Raw genomic sequence first — 18,798 nt, forward strand, 5'->3', positions numbered from 1 at the left:
GAAAAATGTTTATGTCGTAATCTCGACTCTTTACATTATATAGAGACAAGCTGTGAAAGTCAAGGGGGAATTTTAATTTCTTTTTTCCCGTCCATGTCAGTCACGGAATAATAATTTAACATTTTTATTCTCATCTGTCAAACATGAATTTCAACTAATTTCCCTCGGCACTTTCCACAAACAAATCTTGATAAATCAATCCTTCTCTTTCTTCTATATAATTGTGAGCATCCAGAGCACTTATATACACGAATGGTTGTAGATGATTTTTTTTCAGGGCGATTGGGGAGAGTAGAACAGAAACGCGGTGCATCAACTTGCTTAAGTAGTGCTTTAAAATCATGATCTCGATGTTGATATCCTTTTCCCTCTAAATGCAAATGATAGTGACATAATTCATGTTTAATGATACCAATTAACTCCTGCTCACCAAGCTGTTCTAGATAACTTCGGTTTAACTCTATATCATGAGACTTCAACATATAACGTCCACCTGTTGTTCGAAGACGAGAATTAAAAAAAGCAATATGTCGAAAAGGTTTGTTAAAGAAACGCAATGAAATATCCTCAACTAGTTTTTGCAAATCTTGATTATCCATACTCTCACCTTCATGAACCTCCAAAGGACCACATAATATAATTTTTTATGAACATGACAACCTATTATAGCATACATTGAATATACCCCTTGAAATTTGTACTAGGAGGTATGTCTATGCCTACTTGGTTTCAAAATCAGATGCAGAAAGCATTTTTAGAGAAAAATGCCTATCAAATAAAACTTCTTAACCAATGTTGGTTTTTTTACAGAAAAAAACACCGTTCATCATGAACGGTGTTTCCTCTGCCTGTAGTGCTTCCGCTTATCTTACGGTTGCAACATCGTTAAAGCAACTCGCCCCTTTTGTTGGTCAACACTATCCACCCACACGGTTACCACATCACCAACCGAAACAACATCAAGAGGGTGCTTTACGAAACGATTGCTTAGTTTTGAAATATGAACAAGTCCGTCTTGCTTTACTCCTATATCAACAAATGCTCCGAAGTCTACTACATTCCGGACTGTTCCTTGAAGCTCCATTCCAGCTTTTAAATCCTCAAGCTTAAGTACATCCTTTTTTAGGAGTGGCGCGGATAATTCATCACGAGGGTCTCTCTCCGGCCTAACTAAGGCATCCAAAATATCTTTTAACGTTAATTCACCTATCTCAAGCTCTGTAGCAGTGGTTTTAATATCAACTGCTGTTAACGCTGTTTTTAACGATTCTGTACCTAGATCTGTTGACTTAAAGCCTAGTTTACTAAGAAGACCTTTGACCGCTTGATAATTTTCCGGATGAATACCTGTACGGTCGAGGGGTTCTTTTCCATCGATTACACGTAAAAAGCCAATGGCTTGCTCATATGTTTTTGCACCTAACCTTGGAATTTTCTTTAGCTGAGTTCGGTTAACAAACTTTCCTTCTTCCTCACGCTTCTTAACAATATTTGTTGCTACTGTTTTTGAAAGACCAGCCACATATTGAAGTAAAGAAGCAGAAGCTGTATTTACATTTACACCAACTTGGTTAACTGCCGTTTCCACAACAAAGGTTAATGACTCGGATAGTCTCTTTTGTGACACGTCATGTTGATACTGGCCCACCCCAACAGATTTTGGATCTATTTTCACTAGTTCTGCTAATGGGTCTTGCAAGCGTCGGGCAATGGAAACCGCACTTCGTTCTTCCACCTGGAAGTTAGGGAATTCTTCTCGAGCAAGGTCAGAGGCTGAGTACACACTAGCACCTGCTTCGTTTACAATTAAATAATATATCTCCCTGTTTTGATCTTTGAGCATATCAGCTACAAACTGCTCTGTTTCACGAGAGGCCGTTCCATTCCCCACCGCTACCATCTCAACTTGGTACGTTTCGATGATTTCTTTAAACTTTTTTTCTGCTTCTTGTTTTTTCGATACTGGTGGATGAGGATAAATCACATCTATTCGAAGAACCTTCCCCGTTTCATCCACCACAGCTAACTTACATCCTGTCCGATAGGCTGGGTCCACTCCTAGAACGACCTTCCCTTTTAAAGGTGGTTGAAGCAGAAGGTTTCTTAAATTCTCAGAGAATATATGGATGGCTCTTTCTTCTGCTTTCTCGGTTAGTTCATTCCGAATTTCTCTTTCTATCGATGGTTGAATCAGTCTTTTATAGCCATCCTCAACTGCTTCTCCAACCATTTCCACAACAAAGGATTTAGAATTCTTCATCCATTTTTTCATTAAATAGTCCATGATACGATCAATATTTGGTTTAATAGACGCTCGTAAAATATCTTCTTTCTCCCCACGATTAATAGCAAGCGTACGGTGGGGAACAACTTTGCTAATAGGCTCTGAATATTCATAATACATTTCATAAACCTTTTTCTCGTCTTTTTCCATATCCTTCACAGTTGCTTCAATAAATCCAGACTTCGCTGTTTCGCTTCTTATCCATTTTCGTGAATCCGCATCGTCCGAAACCCACTCAGCAATGATATCCTTAGCCCCATTTATCACTTCTTCGATCGAGCGGACTTCAAGCTCGTCCGATAAAAATTCACTTGCCTTATCATCAATTGACCCCTCCAGAGGGAAGGTTACCACCCATTCAGCAAAAGGCTCTAATCCCTTTTCTTTCGCTACTGTTGCCTTCGTACGCCTTTTTTGCTTATAGGGGCGGTACAAATCTTCCACCTCTTGAAGCTTAATTGACTTTTCAATCTGGCTTTTTAACTCCTCTGTCAATTTCCCTTGTTCTTCAATAATCCGAATAACCTCTTCTTTTCTTTGCTCAAGGTTTTGTATGTATTGCCAACGCTCCATTATGTCACGGATTTGAACTTCATCTAAGGCGCCGGTTTGTTCTTTACGGTATCTCGCAATAAACGGCAGAGTATTTCCCTCTTCTAGCAATGAAATAACATTGTGGACCTGTTTAAAACTTAAATTCTGCTCTTTTGCTACTGTTTGCAAAAGTTCCTTACGTTTATCTATTGTTTGTTCCAATTTACAATTCCTCCAACACAAATGTCTTTTTCCTTATTTTATCAGAGATTTCCAGAGCATCAAAATGAATGAAATGATTGTACCTTCTCACAAAAAAGAGCTACCCCAGTATGGTACAGGTAACTCTAATGTAGCGTGCCTATAATAAATGTTGAATCATCCATCTTCGAAGTGAACCTCTCCCTTATTTGATTCGCAATACACTCATTCGATAACCCGGTACTTAGCAGGGCTTTTATTCCGTTGGGTGTAATCCCGTCCGAATGAATAAGAAATTTTGAGTTGGCTTGGTAAGAGTATCTCTTCGTATTAAACCTTGCTGGTTTTCCAGATAAATATCCTGAGACTGGTAGCGGATATGTTAGTTCACCTTTATCAGAGTATAAGAAGAACCGAATATTCCCAACACAACTATAGTGAAACTCCTTTGTTTGAAAAAAAACCTTTAATACAGCTACTGCAGCTCCTCTTTTCTGTAACAGAGACTGATTGCTCTTTTTCATTAACTCTTCAACATCCTCATGATGATATTGTTGAACAACATCCACTACCGCTGAAGATGCTTCATTTGCAAGTTTGCCACTGCCAAGACCATCTGCGACGACACAGGTAAAGTAATCATCCTGGAGTACAAAGTAATAGCTATCTCCACATTCATACTTACCTTCCTTTGTTGTTTGGTGAACAATCACTTCTATTGGTTTCGTCACGATAAGCACTCCGAGCTGTTATGATCTGAGCGAATAGCATCCTGAAGTTTTTTAATCGCCTTTCTCTGCAATCTTGAAACATGCATCTGTGAAATACCTAGCTTTTCCCCCGTGTCCTTTTGACTGAGATTATCCAAGTATGTATATTGAATAATCTCCCTCTCTCTTTCCGTAAGAACATGAAGAACCTTATCTAATACAAGCTTTTGATTCACTTTTTCATAACCTTCATCAATATTCCCTACTACGTCCAATAGCGTGACCGTCCCGCCATCCGAATCTGCCTCAATGGAATGGTCTACAGATAGAGCCTGATAACTTCTTCCCATCTCCATCGCTTCTAGGACATCCTCTTCCGATTCTTGCAATGCTTCAGCGATTTCCCATACTTTTGGTGACCGTTGGAGAGTCGTTGTTAATTCCTCTACAGTGGCTTTGATCCTTGGTCCTAGCTCTTTAATTCTTCTCGGAACATGGATACTCCATGTTTTATCCCTTAAAAAACGCTTTATTTCCCCAACAATGGTAGGTACAGCAAAAGCTTCAAAACTTCTTCCAAACTCCTCATCATATCTTCGGATCGCACCTAAAAGACCAATATTGCCGACTTGGACGATATCCTCATGATAGGATTTCCCTTTTGAGTACTTTCGAGCAATCGTTTCGACTAAGCTTTTATAGTGTAAAACCAATTGGTTTTGGGCTTCATCATCCTGGTTAAGCTGATAGGCTTTGATAAATCGATGAATCTCTTCTTTTGATAGTGAATTAGGTTGAGATTTGTTCTGCATTCCTCTCCACCTGCTCCCCTTCTAGGTATTTGGTCATAAAAACCGTCACACCCTCGTTCTGATGAATGACCACTTCATCCATCAGCGTCTCTATCAAGTAAAGCCCTAGGCCTCCTTCTCGCATAAACTCCACTGGTTCATTCCCACGATAAGGGCCCACTTTCTCACGAGCGGATTGGAAATCAAAGCTCTTTCCACTATCCGCAACTATTACTTCAAGTCGGTCATCGTATAATCCAAAACCTACCGCAACCTCACCTAGTTTCCTAGTTTTATAGGCATGCTGAACGGCATTTGTTATCGCCTCACTTGTAGCGATCTTTAAATCTTCTATTTCATCAAATGAAAAGCCCATCCGACTTGCAATAGCCGATAAAGTTAACCGAATTACACCCACGAATTCAGGCTTTGCAGGAATTTTCATTTCAATATAATCACATACTTGCGTCATTTTGGTTCACCCTCAATCTGGCTAATATTCATAATATCAGCTAGCCCGGTGATCTCAAAAAGTCTCTTTAACCGATCAGAAAGTCCAACTAACTGAAAGTCCCCATTACTTGAGCGCACATTCTTAAACACCCCAACAAACACACCTAAGCCTGTGCTATCCATATATTCAACACCGGAGAGATTAATAATCATGCTTACTCCGCTTCTTTCGGACAAAGGAAATAACGTTTCTCTTAACTTCGGTGCAGTATAAACATCGATTTCACCAGTTACATCCACAGCAACACGACCATCACTTTCCGTGATATCTAACTTAATATTCATCATACCCACCTCTTTACAAGTCAACTGCTCTTATTCGATACCCTGAAAAATTAGTACCTAAACATTTCTTTTCAAGATTATTAAAGTAAAATCATCTCTCAATTGAAAATGTTGCAGCTTTTCTAGTTCTTTATATATGTTGGTAACAATCTCTTGTGAAGGCAAATGGATATATTTTTTTATATAAGAGATTAATGTTTCTTTTTCAATAAACCCTTCTTCTGAGCGACATTCAGTGACACCATCAGACATCAAGATAATCATGTCCCCAACATTTATCGCTTGCTCATACTGCCTATATTGCGTTCGTTTTTCTACTCCTAATAGCAAACCTTTGGCTTCAATTTCAGTAAATTCTCCGGATTGAGCACGATAGAGAAACCCTGGCTCATGACCAGCAGAAGAATAAGAAAACGTATGCTTTTCAGAATGATATACACCATAAAACATGGTAATGAACATACTTGGATCAACATTTTGTTCAACCACTCGATTTAGATTTTCTAACACCTTATTCGGTTCTTGTTGATTATCCGGTTGGCTGTCCATCGCATATTTGATCATAGACATGCACAATGCAGCAGGTATTCCTTTACCTATAACATCGGCAATCGCAATACTTATGTTATTTGTTTCCCCTTGAACAAAATGGTAATAATCTCCGTTCATATGCTTTGCAGGAACACTAATAGCCCCTATATCAAGCCAAGGAACAGAAGGGACACTCGTGCCTAACAACGTCTGTTGAACATTTGCAGCAATCTCCATTTCTGTTCGTAATTCCTGCTGCTTATGACGTAAGCTTTGATGCTCTCTATAAGCTAGACCGTAACCTAACATCACTTCTAGAAGCATATCGAAGGATAATGATACTTCTTCTGGTAAATCCGGATACATTTCGTTCATAAGAGTTTTATGTAAACTGATGATTTCCTCAGGAGAGATTCGGTGCTCTATAGACTTTCTACTAAACTTTTGGCCCTGGTAAAGTACTTGTTCTGAAGGGGCGTTTATGTACTTTTCAAGTATGTGCCGATACTTTGTCTCCATCAATTCTCGGAAATCCATAAATGCTCCCCCTAACGAACCCACTTAGTTGCAGTTATCTCTGTCCCATCACCTGGTGTTGAGTTAATCCCAAACTCATCCATCAAGCGTTTCACACCTGGCAAACCAGCACCTAATCCACCTGATGTGGAATAACCATCCTCCATTACTTGCCTTATATCCTTTATTCCAGGTCCATTGTCAACCGCTACCACCTTCAATCCCGCCTTACCGCTTTCATATATCTTTTCAATGCAGATTTGGCCCTGACCAGCGTATAAATAAATATTTCGGGCTAATTCGCTAATAGCAGTTGTGATTCTGGCCTGGTCTACCGTACCAAACCCAAGCTCTTTTGCCACATTTCGGCCCAGCTGCCTAGCTGCAACGATGTCCCATTCATTAATGATTTTTACGCAGGATTGGATTCCCATTCGGTTATTCCCCCAATTCCTGATGTAATTTCTCCAAACCTTTTTCTAGATCCAAAGCTGTTAGGACATCATCTAAACCAATTCCTAACTCTATAAGAGTAATCGCCACCGCTGGCTGAATACCTGTAATGACAACTTTAGCACCCATAAGTTTAGACATATTAATTACATCTCCAAGTACCTTTGCGATAAAAGAATCGATAAAATCAATGGAAGTGATATCGATTACAACACCATTGGCACTGGTCTCGTGTATTTTATGTAGCAAATCTTCCTGAAATTGAAGGGCCGTTTGATCATCCAATTCCCATTGAATTGATACTAATAAACAATTGTGTAATTTTAGAATTGGTATCCTCAATTTTCTCCCCCCGTGCTAATAATCTTTTTGTTCATAATTTCAAGGGCCGACTCAATTCCCTTTTTTAGTGTATTTTTCGTTGTAATTTGACTCAAATTAATTCCAAGGTTAACTATCGTCTGTGCAATTTCCGGACGAATCCCTACAAGCATACATTTAGCCCCAACTAATCTAACCGCATCGGCAGCTTGAATGATATGATGTGCAACCATTGTGTCTACGACCGGAACACCGGTAATATCTATAAGAACTACTTCTGAACGATTTCGAACCACTCCATTTAACAAGTTTTCCATGATCTGTTTTGCCCTCTCCGTGTCTATTGTTCCAACAAGAGGCATAACTGAAATACCGTCAAACACAGGAATCAAAGGAGCAGACAATTCTTGAAGAGCAATTTTTTGGAGTGACACCGTTCTCTCCCAGGTTGAAGAATACACATTTACAATTTCATTTGTCATAGGACTAATCCAGTTATCAAAGTCATAAATGATTTCCATCCGGTTCTCATCATTTACATGACCTGACGCATTCATACCTTCGAAAGCCATCCTTGCAAAATCTCTTAATCCGTCCGTAACAAAGCTTAACGGCCAAGCAAGTCTAACCACTTTTTCTGCAAATTCTATTAGCTTTTCACTATATTTTTCATCAGAATCTTTTAAATTAGATACAATTAGATCAATGAACTCTCTGCTTGTCCCTACGAATACTTGGTCAGAAACTACTTTTAGAACCCGCTCATCCGACTTTTCCTTCATGCTCTCGATCCACTTTGTTAAGATCTCTTCCCGATTCGTTTGAATATACTGTTCAATAGCTTTGTTCATTATATCCTCCCAATTTTAACATGATAGGTTCCTTCAAAACCGATTGTCTTTAAACTGTAACGTAAGCTTAAATCAAAAAAATTGAACCTACCAATAATGATATCAATTTTATGCGAAAGCTTAAACCAATTATGACAATATTGCGACTTTGTTTCATACCCTTTTTTTCGACTGTTAAAACATTAAAGCTTAGGTATACTAGCTGCAGGGCTCTAGAACTGAAAATCTCCAAATAAAAAAGGACAGCACTTGGCTATCCTTTTTGCACGCTTTGGCCCCTTCTTCATACAATAAAAAAACGCCCTTGTTAGAGCGTATTTTTAGAATTCGATTAGACCTAGGCTAATTTGTAAAGCTTCGTCCACTTTCTCCATCATTTCGTCATCGAGATGAGTGATCTTATCGGTCAGACGTTGTTTATCGATTGTACGAATTTGTTCCAACAGGATAACTGAATCTCGTTCGAAACCGTAACGTTTCGCATCAATTTCAACGTGAGTAGGCAGTTTCGCTTTCTGAATTTGAGCTGTAATGGCTGCTATAATCACTGTGGGACTGAACCGATTCCCGATGTCGTTTTGGATCACAAGAACTGGACGAACGCCACCTTGCTCGGAACCAACAACTGGGGATAGGTCTGCAAAATAAACGTCACCACGTTTGACAATCAAAGGATTATCCCCCACTTACTAGACGTTCAACGGTATGTTCTGCCTCATACTCTGCTTGGAACGCTTCTGAAGCAATTGTTAAGTTAATCTTCGCCATCTCCATGTAGCCTCTTCGCATGGATTCGCGAATTTGTCTCTTTTTCCGCTCACGCAAGTACATTTTAGTAGCTTGATAAATGAATTCGCTTCTGTTCACATTCTCCTGTTTCACAAAACCATCCAATTCGGTTAAAAGATGTTGCGGTAATTTCACCATAATTTCTGTTGTTGCGCTGGACTCAGACACAAACATACACCTCCACCATCACTACACACCATTTTATCTCTACCATATTTTATAATAACACCAATCCACAACAATGCAAAGGGGAATAAGTCATACTTCAGTATTATCAGCCAAAAATTCACCCTTTTATTCATGATGTCTCCAAAGATTCATAAATATGGTTCTTTTTCTATAAATCCTTATTCTAAAAGGGTTTTAACTATACATAAGATTGCAAAATATCATTTCTTTGCTCAATTATTTTTCCATATTTTTTATAAATCCTAGGTACTCGACTTGATATGATACAAGGGATTTCATAATTAATTGTCTCTAGCCTAGCCGCAATTTCATTGATTGAAATGTATTCCTCTTCTTGTTGACCAATAAGCGTAACTAGGGTTCCAACTGGAATTTCTTTTGGTAATCGTACCATGCATTGATCCATGCAAATTCTACCGACAATCGGCACTCTAACTCCGGCAATAAGTACCTCTTGTCCGTGTAATTTCCGAATCCAGCCATCCGCATAACCGATCGGCAATGTACCAATCCACTCCTGTCTCTCAGCCGTATATGTGGCACCGTAGCTAACGGATTCTCCCTTTTCCAATTTCTTCACATGAACCAGCTTGGTGTGAAGTGAAAATGCCTCTTGTAATGGAAACGGTAATACGGGCTCCATTTCTAATGATGGAGTGAGTCCATACATTCCAATACCAAACCTAATGGCATTAAAAGAAGCCTCACCAAAACGAAACGATGCTGCACTGTTGCTCGCATGAACAAGAGCTGGTTTACCCTTTAAGCATGAAAGAAATTCATGAAAACGAGAAAGCTGCTTGCGAAAGTAGTTCTCCTCTAGCTCATCTGCTGTAGCAAAGTGAGTATAGATTCCCTCCAAAAGAAAACATTCGCTTGATTCTAGAAGCTCCTCAATGGATAGTAATTCATCCAAAGATCGTACTCCAATTCTTCCCATACCTGTATCAATTTTTATATGAATAGTTAATTTTTCTCCCTCACCTAACATTCCCTTTGCTAGCTGTAACCATTCATAGCTATATACGGTTAATGTAATTTTATTTTTAATCGCAACTGGTATATTTTCCGGACGACTCGCACCTAACACAAGAATGGGAGAAGTGATTCCTTTTTCCCTTAGCGCAATGGCTTCATCTAAAAAGGCAACCGCTAAGTAGTTTGCACCCGACTCTAGAGCCGCTCTTGCTACTTGTACATCACCATGACCGTAGGCATTCGCTTTCACTACAGCAATGATTTGAACGTGGCTTGGCAGGTGTTTTTTCACCTGCGAAACATTATACATAATTTTATCTAAATGAATTTCTGCCCATGTATCTCGATAAAATAAGGGACTTTGACTCATTTTTTCACACTTCCTTTTATTCCGCTCTTACACATATACATACGATTATCGAATCCTTGCTGACGATTGTCAACTTTCTTATCCACACAAAAGAAACAGGCTTCACAACGGAAGCCTGTTGAATCATTATTTACTAACATCCCCTTGTACTTGAACCGATCTAGCTAGCATAGCCATTTCTTCTTCAGTTAAGTCATTAGAGGCAAGCATGTAATCTACGCCTTGATACGTCCATGAAATGGTGTTTCCTGACATCGCGCCAATCGTGAAACCAAGGTCAATCGGCTCTCCAGAAACAGTAGTTGACGCAACTGACGCTTCAGCAACTAGTGCTTTTTCCTGTACCAGTGTAAAGCTCTTTTCACCGTCGTAGGTTAAAATCACTCGTTTTCCATTCTCTGTTTTCACTTCTTTTTCTTCAATTAAGTCCACACCAGCAATCTCTTCTGATGGATACATAACCGAGAATTCTTCATCTTTTACATTTGACATAACAGGAACTTCTAGCTGGGCACCTGTCATATTTTTAGCCATATCAAAATCCTTCGCATCAAAGCTTGCATCAAATTTTACATTTGTAAATTCGACGGTTACTAATGCCTTTCGGTCAGGATCCATCACCTTTACACTTACAGGTGTTAAATCCTTTTTAAAGGTAATTTCTTGGTAAGGTAACATCTTGTTATTCTGATATCTAGTCTTTGTTTCAAAGACATAATGCTCCTTAGTGGAGGTGAATTTTGCTTCCTTATCAGCCATAATATCTTCAATAAGTGATTCATACAAATATGCTTGGCTGCTGTTTTCCGGCCAATCACTTTGGAAGCGGAAGCTCTTATTAAGTGCTGGTGTTAAGACAAACACGCCATCATCATTACGTAAAATCATTTGACTTTGATCTTTTTGAGCATTCTTTAAGTTTACTCGGTAGTACGTAGGAGCTTTGTGCCAGATTTGCACGTCATATGTTTGAGGTTCCGTTCCCATTTGCAAAGTCATTGTGGCATCTGCCTTATAACCTTTCAAACTTTCAACCTTTCCGCTTAAATCCTTCACCACGTCCTCTTGTGATTTAGATCCACAGGCGGCTAACATAAGTACTGCCATTAGCCCGGCGAATAGCAATAATAATTTCTTCCTCATTCCTTCAACCCCTTTAGTTTCATTTCTTCGTAGTAAGAAGAGTGAGGGAAGGATATGAACTCTTACGGTTATTGATAAACCGTTAAAGAAACTCGCCGCCATTCCCTCTCTCTTGTAGTTGCACTATGAATATATGAGACAACCTTGGGGAATATGTCCAACGAAAGAAACAAGCTATTTATTTTTTTCAATAACTACCTGTGCGACTGCATAATCCCGACTATGTGAAATGGATAGATAGACACCCTCACTAACAGGTTTGATAATCATTGGCTGTCCGTTTTCACCCGACTGAATTTCTATATCTAAAAATGATAGTGCTTCACCTATACCCGTTCCGACCGCCTTAGAATACGCCTCTTTTGCAGCAAATCGCCCTGCTAAGTATTCCGTCTGCCTCTTTCCATTGTATGTATGATATTTCTCTTTTTCTTTATTTGTTAAAATGCGATCAACAAACTTACTCTGCCTCTTACTAAGCTCCTCAATTCGAGAAAGCTCAACGATATCAATACCAATCCCCGCAATCAAACGTAGCAACTCCTTCTAAATAATTATTAAGATGCATATGGTGTACAAACTGTAGAGTAATCACGTGTATTATAAATACAAAACAGTTATGATAGTAAAAAAGTAAATACATTGGAGGGTTCTTATGTTTATCCGAACGGAGAGCTTCAAAGAATTTACCCGTTATTACCCCATTATAACCGGTATTATCTTGATTCATATCGTTTTGTACATACTAATGGTTCTCCCCTTCTTCCCGGGTGGACTGATTTTCGAAAGTTTCGCTGGAGTGAATCTTTATATAATGGAGGGTGAGTTTTGGAGACTTGTGACTCCTATGTTCCTTCATAGCGGGTTTCCACATCTATTATTCAATAGCTTTTCTCTTGTTTTGTTCGGTCCTGGACTCGAGCACATACTCGGAAGAAAGAGGTTTATCACCCTTTATTTATCCACAGGAATCCTAGCAAACGTCGCCACCTTGTTATTAAAACCATTAACCTACACACACGTCGGGTCCAGTGGAGCCATTTTTGGATTATTCGGGATCTACTTAGCGATGATCTTTTTTCGAAAAGAAATGCTTTCTCGAGAAAATACACAGGTTGTGTTAGCCATTGTCGTAATTGGAGTCATCATGACATTTGTAAATGCAAACGTAAATGTAACAGCGCATATTTTCGGTCTTCTGTCAGGTCTTATTCTCGGTTCATTTGCCATTGACCGTGGAAGAGAACTTACCTCCTCCTTTCAAAGAGTGACAAAGAGAACCTTCACTTCACATTCTCATTCGTCCAAAAAATGGAGTCCTACGTCCATTATGCTTGCCTTACTATTAATACTTGCATTAATTGGATTAATAAGTAGATAAAAAGCGCCTCAAAAAGGCGCTTTTCGACTATAAGAATACCATTGATAAATCTCTTTGGCTTCCTCTTTTTCGATATCAACGATTGTACCTCCGACTGCTCCCATCCCTGACTTAATGAGGCTTGTCATAGATGCTAAATTCTTTCTTTTTTGAAAAATACTCTCTTTATAGTCCAGTGACTGAACATTATGCTTCTTCATAAATAACGTATTCTTAATTAGCGAACGATATTGAATGTTTAGCTGCTGACCTTCAATACTCCATCCAGCATCTTTGTATTTCAAATAGGACCATATACCAGAGAATAGGAACAGCACGATTGATAATAAGCCCCATAGTTTAAAAATGGCAACAGCGGCAATAAAAACCGGAACAACCATCAACGATCCGCGGATCAAATACCTTGGGAATGCTCGTTTTGGCAGCTTATTAAATGGTAGGACTGGAGTTGAAATAGGAAGATGATCCCCAAGAATCGTAGCAACCTCCACTCTTTTAACAGCTGGTAATAACATGACCTTTGATCCTTCTGTATTTCTTACCGAACCACCCGCACTAATGATATGAACAGAGCATAATCCAAAGGGCTGCCTAAGAATATTTTCTGAAATGCGAACGGCTTGGATTCGATTCAACGGAATGGTAATCTGCCTCTTTTCTAACAACCCCCGCGATATAATGATCTCTCTTTCCGTTTTCTTAACCGTAAATTGAGCATATTTCACCATCGTTCCTATCAAAGCAACCATCCAAGCGAATAAGAACCCCAGAAATACTAGTACCGCAATAATCACGACACCATTCGAAATCATCTTTTCTACTTCACGATAAGCACTTTCATACGGAATGAAATCATCTAATTGAGATAAAAATGCTACCAAGGCGGATAGAACCACCCCCACTCCTCCAGAGGTAGTAGCTAACAAAAGAAGCTCTTTAAAGCTAATCTTATAAATCACGTTTTCTTCTACTATGTCTTCCACTTTCGTATCCATAGTCTCTTCAGCAAGCGTGTTTTTAGCCTGAGCAATAGTTTCTTTTATCCAATTAGCCTCTTCCTTTGTTATGGCCGTCAGTACCGCCTCTGCATCTGCACCACTTGATCCAGCCGTTTCAACCTTCACCTTCACAAGACCAAATGGCCGGTGGAGTATTCCTTCAGAGAAATCAAGGCTTTGAATACGATCAAATGGGATATACCGCTTCTTCCTTACTAGCAAGCCATACTCCATTCGCAGCTCCCCTTCTTCCAATCGGTAGGAAAAACGAAGCCAATTTAATACTCCTATTCCGAGTACCACCAGGACTACAGCAATGGAACCTCCAAAAAACCAAAGATCACCCTCTGAAGCTCTTGTTCCAAAAACAAAGAAGGCTACAAAAGGAACAATCAGCTCCTTAAGCTGTTTGAAAAAATTCGTGACGGCTGATATGGGATGAAGTCGTTTCGAATTAGACATCTTCATCCGCCACCCTAGCTAATCTTGAAATGAATAGGCGAAGCTCCTCTGCCTCCTCCATAGGAAGAGCAGGGATTTCGTGCACAGTTGCAGCTGTGGACACATCAACGGTAGCAAGTCCGTACTTTTTCAGGAGAGGTCCTTGCCTGGTATCAACGTGCTGTACCCTAATCATCGGGACAAGCGTTCTTTTCACAACAAAAATACCTTGTTGGAGCTCAATTTCCTGCTCCCTTACCTCATAGCGCCACCTTTTCCAGCGTAACAAAGGAAATAAATACACGTATAAATAGACATGTAAAATGGCTACTACAATCCCGGCTATCGGAATCCAAACGGGCCAGGAGAATATACTTGAAAGCGATATGACTCCCCCTGCCATAATCGCAACAATGACAGAGGAAAAGGCTCCTGTCATTCGCCATACTGAAAGGGCCTTGTCTGAAATTCGTTTCTGTGGTTCATTCATATATGCAAGTTCCCCCTACTCCATCAACTCTTCTTATTGTCATACGTTTTTATGTAGGAATAAGTTTCACTATTATATTTCAAAACTTGATTGATCCAACCAACTTATGCCCTTTTCCTCTTTCAGATCATGAGCTAGCTGAAAAAGTGCAGCATCCTTTTTTTTCGCCTCAATCATACAATGAATTTCGCCAACGGATCCTTTGATCGTATGTAAAAAGCGTAAAAACATCTCGGGATCAATGGTATCAGCATGGGCACGATATTCCTTCTCAGATTTCGGACTAGAGATATGCATCTTTATTGGTAACTTTGATAAACTCCAAGTGGATAGAACCCGATTCCATTCCTTTTCCCAGTCTGGATTTTCATGAATCGCTAAATGGTGGTGGTAGTCGAATACTAAAGGAATCCCTAGTTTTTCGCATAAATACAACGTATGTTCGAGATGAAAGGTGGTATCATCATTTTCCAACATAATCATTCGCTGAATGGAAGCCGGTACATAAGCCCAGTTATGGATAAACTGTTCTAGCGCTTTTTGTTTATCCTCATATGCCCCACCTATATGCATCACACAACGATGCTCTGGATCAATCCCCATTCCTTTGAGTAATGCTTCATGCATCGCGAGAGTCTTTATGGAGTTATTTAATATATCGGTGCTCTTTGAGTTTAGCAGAACAAAATGATCGGGATGGAAATCTACTCGCATTGGATGGTCCTGCAAATATTGACCGATTTCTTTTAGGATTCCTTTTAATGGCCTCATATACTTCCAGTCAGACAGTTCCTCATGGTTAGCAAGCGGAATTAGCTTGGAACTAAAGCGAAAGAAATGGATCTCATTTGCCACATTATGCTTAAGTAGCCGTAAGCAGTTGTTTAAATTGTTAACTGCTATTCGCTCAAGCTTCTGAATAGCGGCCTCCCGGTCAGGGATTTGTGAGAATTGTTTATACGTCATCGTTTGTGAAGGAGAGGCATTTTGAAGCTCCATGCTCATCGCCACATAACCAAGTCGAACAATCATTAGATCACCTTCATTATCATGTTTCGCATAGTTTGTGGCAATTCGGCTGTAGTATGTATGGAGGAAAATAAGAAACGGACACTTTATAGGAAATGCGGTTTACGTCAATATGACCACCTTTAAACCGTGTGAGTTGGCAAACTCTTTCTCATATCAAAAAAACCCTAGCCTGGTTGGCTAGGGTTTTCTAACTTAACGATTATAGCTATTGGATCTTGAGTCAGATCTGTTAGAGCCACTGTGGTTCGAACGGCGACTCCCTTGACTTTGACCTTGTCTTGGCTTGTAAGAACCTTTGCTTCTATTCTTGGAATCGTATTTCCCACGGCGGTCATTGCCACGGAAATCCTTTTTCATTGGTAATGGTTTCTCTTCCGTTAACGTTACCGGTGTTGAATCCGGCTCCTTCGTTAACATTTTAAGAACCGCTGCCACAATAGTTGACGCATCCTGCTGCTCCAGAAGCTCATCTGCAGCCTGCTTGTAATATTGTAAATTCTCAGATTCGATCGATTGAAGGATTTTTTCAACAGCTGCTTTTTGCTGTCCTTCTAACGCCTCATCTAGAGTTGGAGGCACCATTTTCTCCATTTTTCTCTTAATTGTTTTTTCCACCACTGATAGGTATGATTTTTCTCTAGGTGTAATCAATGTCATGGCCATACCTGTTTTCCCAGCACGACCGGTACGACCAATACGGTGTACATAGCTTTCAGGGTCTTGTGGAATGTCGAAATTGTATACATGGGTAACACCAGAAATATCTAGTCCACGTGCAGCAACATCTGTTGCCACTAGTACATCAATCGATCCTTCTTTAAACTTTTTCAAGACAGACATACGTTTCGCCTGGCTTAAATCACCATGAATTCCTTCTGCCATATACCCACGTAAATTTAAAGCTTCGGAAAGTTCATCTACTCTACGCTTTGTACGACCGAATACAATTGCAAGCTCCGGCGCTTGAATGTTCAATAGGCGAGTTAAGATATCAAACTTACTCTTTTCCTGAACCTCTATGTAGAATTGTTCAATAGAAGGTACAGTCATTTCCTTCGATTTTACCTTAATAACCTCTGGGTTCTTCATAAACTTCTCAGCCATACGTTGTATTGGAGCTGGCATCGTTGCTGAGAATAACAGAGTTTGACGCTCCTCTGGAGTTTGGGCAAGAATGGATTCAATATCCTCAATAAAGCCCATGTTTAACATTTCGTCTGCCTCATCCAAAATTACTGTATGTACATTTTCAAGGCGAAGTGTTTTTCTGTTAATGTGATCAAGAATTCTTCCTGGCGTTCCAACAATGATTTGAGGATATTTCTTAAGAGCACGAATTTGTCTATTGATATCTTGCCCACCGTAAATGGATAGGACTCTTGCTCTTACTCCGTATCCAATTTTGTAAAGTTCCTCTGATACTTGAATAGCTAGCTCTCTTGTTGGAGCAATTACAATTCCTTGAATAACATTAGAGTTCACATCAATCTTATCAATTAAAGGAATTCCAAAGGCAGCTGTTTTTCCTGTTCCAGTTTGCGCTTGCCCAATCAAGTCTTTGTTTTCCAAGCTTACCGGAATGGTTTGTGCTTGAACAGGGGTTGCTTCCTCAAAGCCCATTCTCTTTAACGATTTCATTGTTGCTTGACTAATACCTAAATCTTGAAACTTTGTCATCAATGTTACCAATCTCCTTTTGTAACGAAAAATATTATCCCGTGTCCACTTTCCCCGTCATAAGGGGACGAAGTGAAACTTTCTCTGCATACGGCATCTTATGAAAATGTGCTCTCTGGTAAAAGAGAGCAATCAGAAGGTTTCACTATGTATAAGGTAATTTAGCATCTATAAGCCGGGTATAAACCCAACTGTCTTAATCACTATAAAGTGAACAAGTATATAAAAGTGAAAAAAGACATTCCCCAAGTGGAGTATGTCCGAAAGTTATCCGTCTCGTTGTCACTTTGAAGTTATCTTACCATCTTAAGGAACTGAATGCAATGAAATAGGTCTGCTCCTTTACTCCCCTTTAAGAAAGGAAAACACTTCTTCAAACAGCTGATTTCTTTCTGGACAATGACAAATCAGGTGCTTGGCATTCTGGAAGAAGACGATTTTCTTTTCGGTTGCACTAATCCTTTCAAAAAGGAACTGCGCACTTTTTGGAGGCACAATTCCATCCACATTTCCTTGTGCGATAAAGGTCGGTATTTGAATTTCCGATAGCAACGGTCGAACAGTAGAGACTAATCGTCTAAATTGCATGGTCGCCGCTAGAGGTGTTTCCTTAATTTTACGTTTATAGCGCAGGAACATTTCATTTTCAAATAACCCGCCTCTAAACGTATCTTTTACCATTTCTTTTATATCTAATGCTAGCTGCTTTGGGTTCATGTAGTAAGCAGCCGCACTTAATAGAACAAGCTTATCCACCGGATAATGTACAGCTAAATAGCTAGCTATCATCCCACCCATTGAAAAGCCAATAACATACACTTCTTCGCAGGTTTCTAAAAGTGACTTTAATTCTTTTTCAGCGTGATCAATCCAATCCTGATAGGCTATTCCCTTAAGTTGTAGGGTTTCCCCGTGTCCAGGAAGAGTCGGTGTCACAATACGCCAGTTTGTATGTTCTTGTAAAAATAAAACCAACGGCTCCACCTCAAAAGGTGCACCGGTAAAACCATGGATACATAGACAACCAATCACCTTTTCTCACCCTTTATTAATTACTTACAATCCTATTTTACACCCTTCTCCTGTAAAATAAAGGCTTTTGATGCAAATTGGTCATTTTTAACAATGTAAAATTACACTTTTTCAGGGCGGTTCTTTTTCAATGGGCACTGACACCTCTTCTCTCTTACCTTTCTCCCCGCGTTCCCGGCCCAATGGGCACTGAGACGCCCTCTCTCTTACCGCTCTCCCCGCGTTCCCGCTCCAACGGACACTGAGACACCCTCTCTCTTACCGTTCTCCCCGCGTTCCCGCTCCAAT

The 18,798-nt window shown here is 39.7% G+C and carries 22 protein-coding genes; 2 read left to right on the forward strand and 20 right to left on the reverse strand.

Features of this window, described 5'->3' with window-relative positions; all coding sequences use genetic code 11:
• Window positions 1-137: 137 nt before the first annotated feature.
• Window positions 138-599: a SprT family protein gene (locus BKO01S_RS22960; RefSeq protein WP_066060015.1), complete on the reverse strand. Its 462-nt coding sequence runs from the start codon at window positions 597-599 to the stop codon at window positions 138-140.
• A 116-nt stretch (window positions 600-715) separates the two neighbouring features.
• Here BKO01S_RS22960 and cmpA point away from each other — a divergent pair, with 116 nt between their 5' ends.
• Window positions 716-832, forward strand: a complete 117-nt coding sequence (gene cmpA, locus BKO01S_RS24505; protein WP_119706371.1) for a cortex morphogenetic protein CmpA — start codon at window positions 716-718, stop codon at window positions 830-832.
• A 36-nt stretch (window positions 833-868) separates the two neighbouring features.
• On the opposite strand, the gene BKO01S_RS22965 is transcribed toward cmpA, so the two are convergent.
• The 14 genes from BKO01S_RS22965 to acpS form a co-directional block, all read right to left on the reverse strand.
• Entirely contained in the window at window positions 869-3,040 is a 2,172-nt protein-coding gene (locus BKO01S_RS22965; protein ID WP_066060016.1) for a Tex family protein, read from the reverse strand.
• A gap of 125 nt (window positions 3,041-3,165) precedes the next feature.
• Window positions 3,166-3,750, reverse strand: coding sequence for a PP2C family serine/threonine-protein phosphatase (locus BKO01S_RS22970; RefSeq protein ID WP_232311305.1), 585 nt, complete (start codon window positions 3,748-3,750; stop codon window positions 3,166-3,168).
• On the reverse strand, window positions 3,747-4,541 hold the full coding sequence (sigB, locus tag BKO01S_RS22975; RefSeq protein WP_066060018.1) for an RNA polymerase sigma factor SigB: 795 nt from the start codon (window positions 4,539-4,541) through the stop codon (window positions 3,747-3,749). The genes BKO01S_RS22970 and sigB overlap by 4 nt, the downstream gene beginning before the upstream one ends.
• Window positions 4,519-4,992 (reverse strand): anti-sigma B factor RsbW, encoded by a 474-nt coding sequence (gene rsbW / locus BKO01S_RS22980; RefSeq protein WP_066060019.1) that lies wholly within the window; start codon window positions 4,990-4,992, stop codon window positions 4,519-4,521. The genes sigB and rsbW overlap by 23 nt, the downstream gene beginning before the upstream one ends.
• On the reverse strand, window positions 4,989-5,318 hold the full coding sequence (locus tag BKO01S_RS22985) for an anti-sigma factor antagonist (protein ID WP_066060020.1): 330 nt from the start codon (window positions 5,316-5,318) through the stop codon (window positions 4,989-4,991). The genes rsbW and BKO01S_RS22985 overlap by 4 nt, the downstream gene beginning before the upstream one ends.
• A 57-nt stretch (window positions 5,319-5,375) precedes the next feature.
• Window positions 5,376-6,386: a PP2C family protein-serine/threonine phosphatase gene (locus tag BKO01S_RS22990; RefSeq protein WP_066060021.1), complete on the reverse strand. Its 1,011-nt coding sequence runs from the start codon at window positions 6,384-6,386 to the stop codon at window positions 5,376-5,378.
• An 11-nt stretch (window positions 6,387-6,397) separates the two neighbouring features.
• On the reverse strand, window positions 6,398-6,799 hold the full coding sequence (locus tag BKO01S_RS22995; RefSeq protein WP_066060022.1) for an anti-sigma regulatory factor: 402 nt from the start codon (window positions 6,797-6,799) through the stop codon (window positions 6,398-6,400).
• Between the two features lie 4 nt (window positions 6,800-6,803).
• Complete coding sequence (locus BKO01S_RS23000; RefSeq protein WP_066060023.1) at window positions 6,804-7,160, reverse strand: STAS domain-containing protein; 357 nt, start codon at window positions 7,158-7,160, stop codon at window positions 6,804-6,806.
• Window positions 7,157-7,990, reverse strand: coding sequence for an RsbT co-antagonist protein RsbRA (rsbRA, locus tag BKO01S_RS23005; protein WP_066060024.1), 834 nt, complete (start codon window positions 7,988-7,990; stop codon window positions 7,157-7,159). Before rsbRA ends, BKO01S_RS23000 begins: the two co-directional genes overlap by 4 nt.
• Before the next feature lie 320 nt (window positions 7,991-8,310).
• The gene (gene ndoA / locus BKO01S_RS23010; RefSeq protein WP_019156408.1) at window positions 8,311-8,661 is read right to left on the reverse strand and encodes a type II toxin-antitoxin system endoribonuclease NdoA; all 351 of its coding nucleotides are present in this window, start codon (window positions 8,659-8,661) and stop codon (window positions 8,311-8,313) included.
• A gap of 4 nt (window positions 8,662-8,665) precedes the next feature.
• Entirely contained in the window at window positions 8,666-8,947 is a 282-nt protein-coding gene (locus tag BKO01S_RS23015) for a CopG family ribbon-helix-helix protein (RefSeq protein ID WP_066060032.1), read from the reverse strand.
• Window positions 8,948-9,146: 199 nt separating this feature from the next.
• Window positions 9,147-10,316, reverse strand: a complete 1,170-nt coding sequence (gene alr / locus BKO01S_RS23020; protein ID WP_066060025.1) for an alanine racemase — start codon at window positions 10,314-10,316, stop codon at window positions 9,147-9,149.
• 126 nt (window positions 10,317-10,442) lie between these two features.
• The gene (locus BKO01S_RS23025) at window positions 10,443-11,459 is read right to left on the reverse strand and encodes a LolA family protein (protein ID WP_066060033.1); all 1,017 of its coding nucleotides are present in this window, start codon (window positions 11,457-11,459) and stop codon (window positions 10,443-10,445) included.
• Window positions 11,460-11,633: 174 nt separating this feature from the next.
• Window positions 11,634-11,990 carry a holo-ACP synthase gene (acpS, locus tag BKO01S_RS23030; protein WP_066060026.1) on the reverse strand — a complete coding sequence of 119 codons (357 nt, stop codon included), beginning with the start codon at window positions 11,988-11,990 and terminating at the stop codon, window positions 11,634-11,636.
• 124 nt (window positions 11,991-12,114) lie between these two features.
• Between acpS and BKO01S_RS23035 the strand changes: the two genes are divergently transcribed.
• A complete protein-coding gene (locus tag BKO01S_RS23035) occupies window positions 12,115-12,840 on the forward strand; it encodes a rhomboid family intramembrane serine protease (protein ID WP_066060027.1) in 726 nt (241 codons plus the stop codon).
• Window positions 12,841-12,848: 8 nt separating this feature from the next.
• Here the strand turns inward: BKO01S_RS23035 and BKO01S_RS23040 are convergent, their stop codons facing one another.
• From BKO01S_RS23040 to BKO01S_RS23060, 5 genes are all read right to left on the reverse strand, one after another.
• On the reverse strand, window positions 12,849-14,300 hold the full coding sequence (locus BKO01S_RS23040; protein WP_066060028.1) for a PH domain-containing protein: 1,452 nt from the start codon (window positions 14,298-14,300) through the stop codon (window positions 12,849-12,851).
• Window positions 14,293-14,769, reverse strand: a complete 477-nt coding sequence (locus tag BKO01S_RS23045; protein WP_066060029.1) for a PH domain-containing protein — start codon at window positions 14,767-14,769, stop codon at window positions 14,293-14,295. The genes BKO01S_RS23040 and BKO01S_RS23045 overlap by 8 nt, the downstream gene beginning before the upstream one ends.
• Before the next feature lie 72 nt (window positions 14,770-14,841).
• Window positions 14,842-15,801 carry a UV DNA damage repair endonuclease UvsE gene (gene uvsE / locus BKO01S_RS23050; RefSeq protein WP_066060030.1) on the reverse strand — a complete coding sequence of 320 codons (960 nt, stop codon included), beginning with the start codon at window positions 15,799-15,801 and terminating at the stop codon, window positions 14,842-14,844.
• Between the two features lie 192 nt (window positions 15,802-15,993).
• Entirely contained in the window at window positions 15,994-17,478 is a 1,485-nt protein-coding gene (gene cshA, locus BKO01S_RS23055; protein ID WP_066060034.1) for a degradosome RNA helicase CshA, read from the reverse strand.
• A gap of 342 nt (window positions 17,479-17,820) precedes the next feature.
• Window positions 17,821-18,510, reverse strand: coding sequence for an alpha/beta hydrolase (locus tag BKO01S_RS23060; protein WP_066060031.1), 690 nt, complete (start codon window positions 18,508-18,510; stop codon window positions 17,821-17,823).
• Window positions 18,511-18,798 lie beyond the last annotated feature (288 nt).

It is taken from the genome of Robertmurraya korlensis NBRC 107688 (genome assembly GCF_001591645.1).
In the GTDB taxonomy this organism is placed as follows: domain Bacteria; phylum Bacillota; class Bacilli; order Bacillales; family Cytobacillaceae; genus Robertmurraya_A.